This window comes from Aequoribacter sp. (genome assembly GCF_965659035.1).
Lineage (GTDB): Bacteria > Pseudomonadota > Gammaproteobacteria > Pseudomonadales > Halieaceae > Aequoribacter.
In genome coordinates, this window is record NZ_CBFHWH010000059.1 from 1 (window position 1) to 12,583 (window position 12,583).

The 12,583-nt window shown below is 52.1% G+C and carries 11 protein-coding genes and 1 pseudogene; 7 read left to right on the top strand and 5 right to left on the bottom strand.

What is annotated here, in order from left to right; translation table 11 throughout:
* A pseudogene (locus tag ACTF5Z_RS08805) lies at positions 1 to 204 on the top strand (carbohydrate kinase); the annotation flags it as partial.
* Here ACTF5Z_RS08805 and putA read toward each other — a convergent pair.
* The gene (gene putA, locus ACTF5Z_RS08810; protein WP_438985310.1) at positions 201 to 3,344 is read right to left on the bottom strand and encodes a bifunctional proline dehydrogenase/L-glutamate gamma-semialdehyde dehydrogenase PutA; all 3,144 of its coding nucleotides are present in this window, start codon (positions 3,342 to 3,344) and stop codon (positions 201 to 203) included. The pseudogene ACTF5Z_RS08805 and the gene putA sit on opposite strands and share 4 nt — an antisense overlap.
* 26 nt (positions 3,345 to 3,370) lie before the next feature.
* Here putA and ACTF5Z_RS08815 point away from each other — a divergent pair, with 26 nt between their 5' ends.
* A complete protein-coding gene (locus ACTF5Z_RS08815) occupies positions 3,371 to 3,928 on the top strand; it encodes a winged helix-turn-helix transcriptional regulator (protein ID WP_438985311.1) in 558 nt (185 codons plus the stop codon).
* Positions 3,925 to 4,890: a sulfite exporter TauE/SafE family protein gene (locus ACTF5Z_RS08820; protein ID WP_438985312.1), complete on the top strand. Its 966-nt coding sequence runs from the start codon at positions 3,925 to 3,927 to the stop codon at positions 4,888 to 4,890. Before ACTF5Z_RS08815 ends, ACTF5Z_RS08820 begins: the two co-directional genes overlap by 4 nt.
* Positions 4,891 to 4,908: 18 nt before the next feature.
* Here the strand turns inward: ACTF5Z_RS08820 and ACTF5Z_RS08825 are convergent, their stop codons facing one another.
* Entirely contained in the window at positions 4,909 to 6,804 is a 1,896-nt protein-coding gene (locus ACTF5Z_RS08825) for a propionyl-CoA synthetase (RefSeq protein ID WP_438985313.1), read from the bottom strand.
* 246 nt (positions 6,805 to 7,050) lie between these two features.
* Here ACTF5Z_RS08825 and ACTF5Z_RS08830 point away from each other — a divergent pair, with 246 nt between their 5' ends.
* From ACTF5Z_RS08830 to trmA, 4 genes are all read left to right on the top strand, one after another.
* Entirely contained in the window at positions 7,051 to 7,389 is a 339-nt protein-coding gene (locus ACTF5Z_RS08830; RefSeq protein WP_438985314.1) for a hypothetical protein, read from the top strand.
* 133 nt (positions 7,390 to 7,522) lie between these two features.
* Entirely contained in the window at positions 7,523 to 8,200 is a 678-nt protein-coding gene (locus tag ACTF5Z_RS08835) for a Bax inhibitor-1/YccA family protein (RefSeq protein WP_438985315.1), read from the top strand.
* Between the two features lie 26 nt (positions 8,201 to 8,226).
* Positions 8,227 to 8,556, top strand: a complete 330-nt coding sequence (locus tag ACTF5Z_RS08840; RefSeq protein WP_438985316.1) for a DsrE family protein — start codon at positions 8,227 to 8,229, stop codon at positions 8,554 to 8,556.
* Between the two features lie 504 nt (positions 8,557 to 9,060).
* Positions 9,061 to 10,158, top strand: coding sequence for a tRNA (uridine(54)-C5)-methyltransferase TrmA (trmA, locus tag ACTF5Z_RS08845; protein WP_438985317.1), 1,098 nt, complete (start codon positions 9,061 to 9,063; stop codon positions 10,156 to 10,158).
* On the opposite strand, the gene ACTF5Z_RS08850 is transcribed toward trmA, so the two are convergent.
* The 3 genes from ACTF5Z_RS08850 to ACTF5Z_RS08860 all read right to left on the bottom strand — a co-directional run.
* On the bottom strand, positions 10,141 to 11,013 hold the full coding sequence (locus ACTF5Z_RS08850) for a hypothetical protein (RefSeq protein WP_438985318.1): 873 nt from the start codon (positions 11,011 to 11,013) through the stop codon (positions 10,141 to 10,143). The genes trmA and ACTF5Z_RS08850 overlap by 18 nt on opposite strands.
* Before the next feature lie 3 nt (positions 11,014 to 11,016).
* Positions 11,017 to 11,640: a dUTP diphosphatase gene (locus ACTF5Z_RS08855; protein ID WP_438985319.1), complete on the bottom strand. Its 624-nt coding sequence runs from the start codon at positions 11,638 to 11,640 to the stop codon at positions 11,017 to 11,019.
* Positions 11,641 to 11,701: 61 nt separating this feature from the next.
* Positions 11,702 to 12,583: phosphotriesterase family protein (locus ACTF5Z_RS08860; protein WP_438985320.1), on the bottom strand; the 882-nt coding region annotated here is incomplete at its 5' end.

Sequence of the window (12,583 nt, forward strand, 5' to 3'; positions counted from 1 at the left end):
GCCATCGTAGGTGCTGCGGCCTTGGGAATGTACCCGACAATAGAAACTGCCTGCCAAGCGATGACAGGCACTGGTCGGCGCTTTGAACCTAGTAAAACCAACGCTCAGCTTTACGATGGAATATACCAGCAGGTCTACCTGCGGCAATATCGACAACTAAAACCCTTGTTTCAGTCCCTAGTCGGCCTCTTCAACAGAGCTTAATCATCAGCCATCGTAAATAAGTCGGTGTTACCGCCCTTCGCCACGACGTTATCGGTGTAGGTGCGTTCCAGGGCAAAGCGCTGCAAATAATTGGGCCCGCCTGCTTTCGGGCCCGTTCCCGAAAGTCCCTGCCCCCCAAACGGATTTACGCCGACGACTGCCCCGACAATGTTGCGATTGACGTAAGTGTTGCCGACCCGTGTATTGGCGAATACCTGTTGCGCAAAGCCGTCAATACGGCTGTGCACCCCTAAGGTAAGGCCGTAGCCCGATTCATTGATATCTTGCAGTACTTGCTCGAATTCGGAGGCTTTGTAGGAAATAACATGCAGTACGGGTCCAAACACTTCGCGTTTAAGCTGATCGAGACGGCTGATCCCAAACACATGGGGTTCAATGTAGTACCCGGAGCGTGGAGTGTCCGTTACTGGAGACTTGGCAAGTAATGTTTCGGTTTGCAAGAGCTTTTCAATATGACGGCGTATTTGCCGCGCCGCCTCTTCATCAATCAACGGCCCCATATCGGACTCGGGATGCCAGGGATGACCCACCCGCCATTCGGCTAGCGCGCCCCGTAACATAGTAATGATTCCGTCAGCCACATCCTCTTGTAGGTACAGGACTCGCAAGGCAGAACAGCGCTGCCCAGCGCTCTGAAACGCAGATACCATCACATCATCGACTACTTGTTCTGGCAGCGCGGTGGCATCGACAATCATACAGTTGATACCGCCTGTCTCGGCGATAAACGGCACAATAGGACCATTCTTTGCCGCCAGCGCACGATTAATTCCCTGCGCGGTTTCGGTGCTGCCGGTAAAGGCAACACCGGCTATTCTTGGGTCCTTAACCAATGCTTTTCCGACCACGGCGCCGTCACCCGGCACTAACTGAAGTACCTCATTGGGAATTCCACACTCGTGCAATAAGGTAACGGCTTTGTGAGCGATCAGAGGCGTCTGCTCTGCAGGCTTCGCTAACACGGTATTACCAGCAACCAGTGCGGCCGCCACCTGCCCGATGAAAATAGCAAGCGGAAAATTCCAGGGGCTAATACAAACCCAAGCCCCGCGGCCCTGCCAAACTAGGCGATTTGTCTCTCCTGTGGGCCCGGGTAAGACAAGGGGCTGACTGAATAGGCGCCGGCCCTGCTGCGCATAGTAACGACAAAAATCAACGGCTTCGCGAACCTCAGAGACCGCATCATCAAGCGTTCTGCCCGCCTCCAGACTGATCAACGCGGCCCAGTCGAATAACTGTGTTTCAAGTTTCTCGGCAGCCGCTTCAAGAGCTTGCGACCTTGTGTCAACGCTGACTCGCATCCAAGTTGGCCACGCGGCCACCGCGCGGGCGATCGCAAGATCGACGTCGTCAATAGTTGCCTCAACAACGCGTCCCACCTCCAGTGTTTGCTCTGCGGGGCTCACTATCGGTGTACTCGTGATATTGTCGTGTACTGCATGCACCCGAGTTGTTGGCATGGCAGTGACAGGATGTGTTCTTACTCGATCGATCGCCTGCTCAAATTCTGGATAGTGACTCGCATCTTGCGGATCAAGACCGCTGGCATTCGCCCAGCAGTGAGTCTCGTTCGCGTATAAAGCCCTGGGTACCGGCAGTTTTTTGTGACGATAAACAGATTGCATCTGCGTCATGACGACAGGATCTTGTACCAAGTCTGCAGGCGGAACCTGAGCATTAAGAAAACGGTTGACGAAGGACGAGTTCGCACCATTTTCAAGCAATCTGCGAACCAGATATGGGAGTAAATCTCGATGTTGACCCACTGGAGCATAAACGCGAACCGGCACGTCAGGCCGCTGCGCACCAAGAGTCTCGTAGAGCAAATGCCCCATGCCGTGTAAGCGCTGAAACTCGAATGCTTGCGCAGGCTTAGCACACGCCAGTATAAGAGCAATGGTATGCGCATTGTGCGTTGCGAACTGGGGATACAACAACTCAGGGTAACTCAGCAAAGATTCAGCACACACCTGGTAAGACAAATCGGTATGGCATTTGCGAGTAAACACGGGGTAATCGGTAAGGCCGAGTTCCTGCGAGTGTTTGATTTCACGATCCCAGTAGGCTCCCTTAACCAGTCGCACAGGAATTGTCCGACCCGTCTGTTGCGCCAACTCGGCTAGCCAGTGCGTCACGCTCACGGCACGCTTTTGGTAGGCTTGCAATACAAAGCCCAGACCGTTCCATCCACGCAACCTTGGCTCTTTGGCCAAACGCGCAAATAAACGCATCGACAGTTGTAACCGCTCCGATTCTTCGGCATCGATGCTCAAGCCTATGCCGCCTAACTTAGCAAACTCCGCCAATGACAACAGCTTCGGGTAGAGCTCGCCCATTACGCGCGCTGATTGTCGCTCTTCGTAGCGCGGATGCAAGGCCGAAATCTTAACAGAAATACTGTCACTCTCGATGGCACCAAGACCGCTGCGCTTTTCGACAATCGCCGCGATCGCGTCTCGATAGGATTGAAAATAACGTTCTGCGTCTTCGGCTGTCCGCGCGCCTTCACCCAACATATCAAACGAAAATCGGCCGCCGTTTTTAAACGCTTTATGAGTGCGACTGAGTGCCTCTTTTATCGTGCGACCCAAAACAAATTGCCCGCCCATAATCTTCATAGCTTGCAACACTGCTGCTCGAATCACGGGTTCACCCAGCCGGGCTCCCAGCCGTCGCATCCAATCGCCAGTATCTTTGGTCATTGATTTGTCGAGCGATACAATTGAGCCCGTCAACATCAAGCCCCACACTGAAGCATTTACAAAAGCGGACTCCGAGCGCCCTTTGTGTGAACTCCAATCGCCCGAACTTAATTTCTCGGCAATCAAACGATCAGCGGTTTCCTCATCAGGCACGCGCAGTAGCGCTTCCGCTAGGCACATAAGTGCAATGCCTTCTTTGTTTGATAGACCAAACTCCTGCAAAAAGGCATCGAGAGTGCCCGCCTTGTGACTTTGCGATCGACAGGCTTCAACCATCGCGATCGCCGATGCCACAATCGTCTGACGTTGCTCCTCGCTCAAAGCCGAGGTCTGCAGCAGATGCTCGACACACGTATGCTCGTCTGGAGCGATCGGGTACCCCGGTACACCTTCAAAAGCAACAACAGTATTTGACATAGTCATTTCCTCAAGAACTTTTGCGCATGATGACAAGCTTTCGACAGAGTTATTCGCTATTATTGACCCGCTTTTTAATATTTAACTCTGCGCCTATGACTGACAAAAAGAAAACGCTGGACCGAATAGACCGTAAGCTACTCGAAATCCTGCAAAAAAATGGACGCATCTCGAATGTCGAACTTGCTGAGAAGGTTGCTCTGTCGCCTACGCCGTGTTTAGAGCGTGTCCGACGTTTAGAACGAGAGGGCTACATCAAGAGTTACGTTGCACTGGCCGACGGGAATAAGCTCAAAGCCAATACGCTCGCCTTTATACAAGTCTTACTGACGAACACTAGCACCGCCAATTTAAAAGCCTTTAACGAACTCATGAAGGGCATAACGGAGGTCGAGTCATGCCACATGGTGGCCGGCGGGTTCGATTACCTTTTAAAAATACGCTGTACTGATATGCAGCACTACCAGCGCTTCTTGGGTGAAAAGCTCGCGACGATACCCCTCGTTAGTCAGACTCATACTTATGTGGTCATTGAAGAAGTCAAAGCCGAAACCGCAATCCCCGTGCGAGCCGACATCCAGTGAACATTCGACGGTATGGCCCGTGGTTGTGCTTTTTGGTGGTATTTTACGGTGCATGGACGGCGTATTTCGTGGCTTTTGAGACATGGCACTTACTCGGCGAGCACTGGCCAATCGCCCTCAGCATGGCGCTAGGAAGTTATTTTGCGGGCTCAACCCCGATGGGAGGCGGCACCGTTGGCTTTCCCGTTCTGGTATTTGGTTTCGACTATCCTACGCACGTAGGCCGCGACTTCAGCTTGGCTGTTCAATCAATCGGGATGACCAGTGCGAGTTTGCTGATATGGTGTCGCAAACAAGCGCTAGCACGCACGGTTCTCACAGGTAGCATTATCGGCGTCACGCTCGGCTTGCCTATCGGCTTATTCGCAATTTCACCCTGGGTTTCGGAGTTTGCGGTCAAAGCCTTATTTTCCGTTCTTTGGGCCAGCTTTGGCATCTATCACCTACGCTACGGCCGCGAGCTGCGGCAACAAAAGGGATTTATATCTCATCATCAAAGCACCGACTTGCGAGTCGGGCTTCTGCTAGGACTGATCGGAGGGCTAACAACCGTCGCGTTTACCGGTGTTGGTATCGACATGTTAGTCTACAGCACGCTTATACTGATGTATCGAGCGAATATTGCGATCGCCATTCCCACGTCGGTTGTTATTATGGCTTACGCATCCGTTTATGGCAGTGTCTTACAAACGCTAACCGGCGCTTGGTCACCTGGGGTAATAGAGCAATGGCTGACAGCAGCCCCCGTGGTAGCTTTGGGTGCGCCGCTTGGGGTACTCGTCGTCTCGCGACTTGCGCCCAGAACAAATATCGCCATTGTATCCGTGCTGTGCCTAGCACAGTTTGCGTGGTTTTTACTGATTGAGCGACAGCATTTAAGCCCTCTTAGTGTCCTACTACTGATCGTGTTAGCCGCGACAACTTGGGGCTTATTAATAAAATTAAAAGATGTCTCGAGCTAGTTGACTCCGGTCGCCCTATCACCCTCGCCTTAACAGGGTATCGAGCACTTGGCGAATTTCTATCAAAATAGCGGGATCATCGATGGTGGCAGGTACCGTTACGCTCTCACCATTTGCCATTTTACGAATGGTTGCGCGCAAGATTTTACCCGACCGAGTTTTTGGCAATCGCTCGACCACAGCCGCGAGTTTAAACGCGGCCACGGGACCGATACGATCACGAACACTCTGCACCAATTCGGTCACGATCTCGGCGTGATCTCGGGTTACGCCAGCGCTCAGCACGACCAGTCCCATCGGTATTTCACCTTTCATCGCATCAGCGATACCTAACACGGCACACTCGGCAACGTCGGGGTGATCTGCGAGCACCTCCTCCATTCCGCCAGTCGACAGGCGGTGTCCCGCGACATTAATAATGTCGTCGGTGCGAGACAGAATAAATGCATAGCCATCGTCGTCGATAATGCCCGCGTCACCGGTATTGTAATAACCCGGGAAAGCGGCCAAATAGCTCTCGATGAAACGGTCAGGGGCATTCCACAAGGTAGGAAACGCACCCGGCGGCAGCGGCAACTTCACCGCCAACGAACCGAGCTCTCCGGGTGGCAAAGGGTTTCCTGCCTCGTCTAGCACGCACAAATTCCAGCCTGGTGTCGGTTTCGTTGGCGAACCATCCTTGACCGGCAGTTCTTGTATGCCTAAGCAATTGGCACAAATCGCCCAGCCGGTCTCAGTCTGCCACCAATGGTCAACCACCGGCACACCCAATTTTTGCTGCGCCCAGTGCAAAGTATCTGGATCGGTTCTCTCACCCGCCAAAAATAGGGCACTTAGCGAATCGGTCGCGTAATTTAGCAGCAATTCACCTTTGGGATCTTCTTTTTTAATCGCTCGGAATGCGGTGGGTGCAGTGAACAAAACCTTAACATTATACTGCTCGATCACACGCCAAAACGCGCCCGCATCCGGAGTACCCACGGGTTTACCCTCGTACATCAAAGTCGTCGCACCCGCCAATAATGGTGCGTAAACGATGTACGAATGCCCGACGACCCAACCTACGTCACTCGCCGCCCAAAACACCTCATCTTCGCCAACATCATAAATATGCTGCATGCTCCAGCGTAAGGCGACTGCATGCCCACCGTTGTCCCGAACCACACCCTTGGGCTGTCCTGTGGTCCCGCTGGTATAAAGAATATACAGAGGGTCCGTGGCCGCAACGCTCACACAATCAGCCATAGACGCCTTTGGCACCTCGACACTCCAGTCGTAATCGCGCCCTTGGCGTAGGGGCGCTTGCCACGCATCTCGCTGCACCATAAGTACCTTGGGAACATCGTGCGCGCTGAGGCCAAGCGCCTCTTCAAGCAGAGGCTGATAGTGTACGACCCGACTGGGCTCTAGTCCGCATGAGGCGGCAATCACCAACCTCGGCGCTGCATCATCAATGCGTTTGGCCAGCTCATTCGCAGCAAACCCACCAAACACCACGGAATGAATGGCGCCAATACGCGCGCAGGCCAACATAGCAACAACCGCTTCGGCAATCATAGGCATGTAGATCAGGACTCTATCACCTTTACTCACGCCAAGATGTTGAATTGCGCCGGCGCAACGAGCGGTAAGCTCAGTCAGTTCTGAATAAGAATAACGGCGCTGCTCACCCGTCATAGCACTGTCGTAGATCAGGGCGGTAGCCTCCCCGCGACCGGCCCGTACGTGTCGATCGAGCGCGTTAAAGCAGGTGTTTAACTCACCATCGCTAAACCAACGATAAACAGGTGCCTGACTCTCATCTAATATCGTCGTCGGCTTCCGCGACCATGATATGCCTGTTGCTGCCTCACCCCAAAACCCGTTGGGGTCATCTAAGCTCTTTTGGTACACCGCGTCGAAGATGCTGCTCATTTAGGGCCTCTGTCGTTACCATCAATCGTTCATCGTCCCACACTATAGCTTTTGACAGTGAGCCACAGCAATCGACCATAGTCGACTGTCGAAGTTGTTTGAAATCAATAATCCGCAACATATTGACGACGGCTAAAGAAGGGAGTATCTTTGAATTGTTACAGCTTGATGACACTTACATGAAAATTAAGTGACAAAGCTGTGAAACTGTCGAGATGACAGATAACTTCAACAGGAGTACTAGACATGTTAAAAAAAGTAGCATTATTGGGCTTAACCTCAGCACTTGCGTTAATTGCAGTGCCTTCAATGGCTGACGAGGCCAAGCAAAACTGCATCTTGAAAGGTGTAGTCAACAAAGCCAAGGCAGAACAACGCGGCCTAGACGTATACGTCGATTTCAAATCTGCCAAACCCGCTTCGCGGCAAGCTTCGTGCGATCTATCGCGTGGCCAACCGCTAATAATCAAAGAAGCGCAAGCCGAAAAACTTCAAGATCTACCGCACGGAACACGCGTTGCGTACCAATATACCGTGATGGCAGACAACACCGCAGCTTGGCAATTACTAACGCCTAGCCTGTAGCTTACCATCATTTCGAAAAACCGGCTTTAGGCCGGTTTTTTTCGTTCGATAACACTGGAAATTTCCCGCAGGGTCACTATTATTAAGAATGTGCTAAGAAAGCACGCATTCATGAATTTTTAGGAGTACAACGATGCAAGGAAAACCGGTTTACACTCACGCAAATGCCCAGGTGGAATCGCTGGTCAGCACGCATAAGGTGCTTCGCAATACGTATTTATTACTCGCAATGACTCTCGTTGTGAGCGCCGTATCCGCGGGCATATCCATGGCGATTGGCTTGGGTCAGGGCGCCGCATTGATATTAATGTTGGTAGGATTTGGTCTGCTTTTCGTGGTCAACAAAATGGCGGATACCAGCAAAGGCCTTGTCGCGATCTTTGCTTTCACTGCGGTTATGGGCGCTTCAATTGGCCCCATGTTGACAGCCTATCTGTCGCTACCCAATGGCTCTGCCTTGGTCATGCAAGCGCTTGGCGGAACAGCGTTGGTCTTTTTCGGCCTTTCAGCTTATGCCTTGACCACGCGCAAGGACTTCTCGTTCATGGGCGGTTTCTTGATGGTGGGCTTACTGGTCGCCGTAGTGGCCATGATCGCTAATATCTTCCTCGCTATCCCCGCACTGTCACTGACGGTTTCTGCGGCGGTGATCATGATCATGTCAGGCATGATCTTGTTTGATACCAGCCGAATCATTAACGGGGGCGAAACTAACTACATCAGAGCAACAGTTTCGCTGTATTTGAACATCTACAACTTGTTCATTCATATGCTGCACCTGCTCACCGCCTTGACAGGTAGCGACGACTAAATCCAAGCGCCTTCGGGCGCTTTTTTATGACCCACGCTATTCTTATTGCCTCGCACCCCGGCTCTACCACGTACCAGCATGCAGAAGCCTTTTGTGCTGCGCTAGCACAACGAGCAGAGATCCGTGTTATATACTTTGTGGGCGAAGCTGTGGAGGTTACTCAACCACAACACTCAGGCATTCTTAGTCGCTGGCTCAACATTGCACGCGACCACGAGGTCCCGCTTTGGGTATGCTCAGGCAGCATGAGCGCCCTACCAAACTGTGATATACCGCCCGAGATTGAAATCGCTGGGCATGCCAGTTGGGTAGAAGCCAGTCTTAGCGCCGCCAAAATAGTCAGTTTCCCAGCATGACTGCAGACATTATTATTGTGTGCGCAGAAAGCTCTGGCGACCTGGCGCTTGAGCTCGGGTTAGTCTATGCCATGATGCAAACGTCGACGCATATTCTAGGCTTGCCACGTGGGGCCAGCCAGTCACCAAACCTCGCCTTTTTTCGCGAACTTGGTGGAGAGCTTCACGATACAGACCTCAACTCACTACTTGCGCTCTATCCAACCGCGCAAATCATGAGGCTGTAGCTATGGAGCAGCTCATCGTAATCCAACAAGCTGCCCTCGCTTCTTTTTTGGCGAGCACAGCGCCCAGCCGGAGCGTGTTGTTACTGCTTTGCGCGCCCAGTGATCTCGATGTCAATCAACTCAAGAGTCTTACCGAGCACTCAAGCGCCGCTTATTGGCTGTGCCCTAAGACTCAAGCCCTTCCGTTTGGACAACATGCAGATTACGACAAATGGGCCGAGCTTAGCGTACAATACGCTCGATCTTTCTTTTGGCCCACCTAAGCTAGGAACGTAACTTGCTCCCAAACGATTTTCAGCCCGCACGTTATCAAGACCTTCTCAATGAAAAAACGCGCCGGTGCACTGAGCTATTTGCGCCGTTCACAGAGCTAAAGCCCGCGGTGCATGACTCGCCGCTAGACGCCTTCAGAATGCGTGCAGAATTTCGAATTTGGCATGACGGCGACGACCTGTTCTACGCCATGTTCGATAAAGACAACCCCAAAGAGCCCCTGCGTATCGACAGCTACCCATTTGGAAGCACGACCATTCAAAGGCTTATGCCGGCCCTCAGAAACGCTGTAATCGGTGTCCCGCTACTACGCGAGCGTTTGTTTCAAGTTGAGTTTTTAACCAGCACTACTGATGAAGCTCTTATCACACTGATTTACCACAAAACCCTCTCGGACGATTGGGAAAGTAGAGCGCGCGAATTGGCTCAGAGCTTGGGTTGTCGCATCATTGGTCGCAGTCGTCGGCAAAAAGTGGTTCTCGACAACAGCAGCATTGGCGAAACTCTTTGCATTAACGACACGAGGTATCATTACCGCTACTACGAGCAAGGGTTTACCCAGCCCAATGCGGCAATCAATATCAAAATGATTGAATGGGTATGCCGTTACCTTGGAGACACCGCACGCGACCTAATCGAGCTGTATTGCGGATTGGGTAACTTCACTCTGCCGTTAAGCCAAAAGTTTCGTCGAGTACTGGCAACTGAAGTTGCAAAATCTTCTGTACACGCCGCACATGAGAACATCGCACTCAATAACATTGAGAATATCGCTATAGCACGCCTAAATGCCGCTGAAACCGCGCAGGCACTGCGTGGCGAACGCGCATTTAAGCGACTCGCAGCACTGCCACATGCGCTTGGAGAATACGATTTCGCGGCCATTTTGGTGGACCCGCCAAGGGCCGGGTTGGACGAGGACTCGCTGCGTTTAGCACAAAGCATAGACACTATCGCCTACATTTCGTGCAATCCCGAAACCTTGGCACGTGACCTTGAACCACTCACCCAAACACACACAATTGATGCATGGGCGGTGTTCGATCAGTTTCCTTACACGCACCACACCGAATGCGGCGTTATTTTATCTAAGCGCCCATAGCTCACGGAGCCAATGATCTAAACGGTATTCGGTTTGCGGTTCGGACTCTGTCGTAAACAATAGTACGCGATAGCCGTTTCGCTCGAAGACGGATTGGCTATCGAGCAGCCTTTTCCACTGAGTCGAGCCCATGGTGTGAGGCTGGAATAAGATCACAGCCCGCTCATCGGGTAAATAAATGTCAGCGACCGCACCCTCGTGCAGTTGACATGCAATAGCGAAGTGAATTCTCCGCAAATACAACCAGTTAGCACACCTTGCTTGCAGGGCACTCGAACATTCACGCCCATCAATAGCTGTCCAATGGCCAGACCCAGTCAACTCAAACAGGTCACTTTTGGGCAGAGGTTCTGTTTCTAAAGGCCGCTTAACCGCGTGAATTAGCGCCTGCAACTGACCGTTGTGTTCTGCTGCACTGGGCCAGTAAACCACCCCGCTCTTCAACCAACCTAGATCAGCCACTTCCCCACCATTGCTAGCACCGAGGGCCGTAACAACCGTACCGAGAGGTGTGTCTTTAAGCCAACCTATCTCGACCAACATGCGCTCTATGTAGACCGGATGCGGCAAACCCTCGCGTTCGGCCCACTCGGCCGCGCTGTGTCTTTGCTGTGCTTCGATCGCTACCAATAGAGGATGAGTCGCTACCTTTTGCGGCCATACGATATAGCGCCCAAAGCGTTTCGAGTTGCGGTAGGTCCCGCCCTCGAACTCACCTTTCTGCGTTAAGACCCATTCATCGTCAACGCGCTTGATCCACTCGTAATCGCGCAAGACCGCGAATAGCTGCTGGATCGGGATGTCTAATTGCCGGGCTAGCGCACTGGTCGACAGCTTATCTGGAGCCTCAGACATAGACTAATCAATGCACGACGCATAGCGTTGTGCTAAAGCTTGGTACAAGCGATCCGCAAAATCTTCTGCGCCAGTATCCATGTCAGCGACTAATTCAACCAAATGCTCGTTGTCCTCTCGTCCCGCCCACTGCTTGATGTAGGTGCCTTCTTTATAACCGTTGTCTTGGCGGAAAAAGTTCAAGACATTTTTGCCCACATACGCGCGATAAAGCGCATCGAAATCTAATTTCGCCGCGGTCAGCAAATTCCAAAACAAGGTGACTGAAAAGCCGCCCGTCTGCAGACAATGCTGGGCCAAACTCTCGGTCGCAGTGCGAATATCCATGTCTACCGGATCATGCGTCGAAATTGCCTCGACGATCTGACTGGCCATCATTTCAAAGTCTTTGGCGGTATCGAACATAGCGGACAAACCAAAGTGCCAAATGTCGATGACCTCGAGTTGCACTTGGTCCATATCGCACTCTTGATGTTTCCACCATTTATAGCCCACGTGATCCATTAACTCGGCACACTCAATCCAAACCGCCCGATACCATTCGTAATTCTGACTGACCCAATCGGGATGGACTTTCTGATTCATTTGATCCTGCAATTTCAGCATGGTCAAAATAGCTGGTGTCATAGTTTACTATTCCTGAAAATACGTGCGACGAAGCATGCGCAAGGGCTGGCTAAAAAGCAAGTTAGCTGGGCTCTACCGTTAAAAATCGCTGCGTATTACCGCACAAAATCTGATCAAAATCGGCGTCGGTCATGCCCTGCGCCTTTAACTGCGGAATGATGCGCTCAAAAATATGCGTCATATTCCAATGCGGCAAAATTTCGGACGTCGAAACACCCGGCGGAATACCGGGAGGGCCACCCTGCCAGCAGTTAACATAATCGTGTGACATCAGCAGAGAGTCGCGATAACCAGCATCGACCAAGGCCTTGAAGTTGCGAATACGAATCTCATCAGGCACCTCGATATCCAAACCGAAACGGTCGAAACCAACAAAAACGCCTTTTTCAGCGAGCGATTTTTGATACTCGATATCCTCGGTACCATCGGAATGGCCCACCACAAAGTTATGCGGACAGACGCCCGCGCCGGTCACCAAGTCCACTTGCTCATGCCCACAATGGCAGCTTTCAGTGTGCGACAGCACGGGCACACCCGCGATTGCAGCAGCTTTACTGGCGGCGCGAATAATTTTACGTTCGTACTCAGACATGGTCGGCTCGCCGCTGGCAATTTTGACAATACCGGGCCGAATACCCGTTTCGCCCACGCCATCATGAAGCTCTTTAACGAAAATTTCGGTAATGGCCTCTTCCTCCAACAACCGGAACGTAGCGGGTTGCCCCGCCGCTTCGTAATACACCCCGGCAGCGCAAATCAATTGAATACCCGTGCGGGTTGCAATCTCGGCGTAGAAATCCACGTCGCGACCGATGTCGGACGGGCATGGGTCAATAACCGTTTGCACACCATAATCTTTGAGCTGCTCGAAAGCGGCACATACCCGCACAAGCGCTTCGTCACGTTTAAACTTTGGCTGTCTTGAGTCTAAAAACCAACCAGG

Coding starts and splice junctions, on each gene's coding strand:
- ACTF5Z_RS08835 (WP_438985315.1), top strand. CDS start 7,523: ATGCAAGGAAAACCGGTTTACACTCACGCAAATGCCCAGGTGGAATCG.
- ACTF5Z_RS08855 (WP_438985319.1), bottom strand. CDS start 11,640: ATGACACCAGCTATTTTGACCATGCTGAAATTGCAGGATCAAATGAAT.
- ACTF5Z_RS08825 (WP_438985313.1), bottom strand. CDS start 6,804: ATGAGCAGCATCTTCGACGCGGTGTACCAAAAGAGCTTAGATGACCCC.
- ACTF5Z_RS08850 (WP_438985318.1), bottom strand. CDS start 11,013: ATGTCTGAGGCTCCAGATAAGCTGTCGACCAGTGCGCTAGCCCGGCAA.
- ACTF5Z_RS08815 (WP_438985311.1), top strand. CDS start 3,371: ATGATGACAAGCTTTCGACAGAGTTATTCGCTATTATTGACCCGCTTT.
- putA (WP_438985310.1), bottom strand. CDS start 3,344: ATGTCAAATACTGTTGTTGCTTTTGAAGGTGTACCGGGGTACCCGATC.
- ACTF5Z_RS08830 (WP_438985314.1), top strand. CDS start 7,051: ATGTTAAAAAAAGTAGCATTATTGGGCTTAACCTCAGCACTTGCGTTA.
- ACTF5Z_RS08840 (WP_438985316.1), top strand. CDS start 8,227: ATGACCCACGCTATTCTTATTGCCTCGCACCCCGGCTCTACCACGTAC.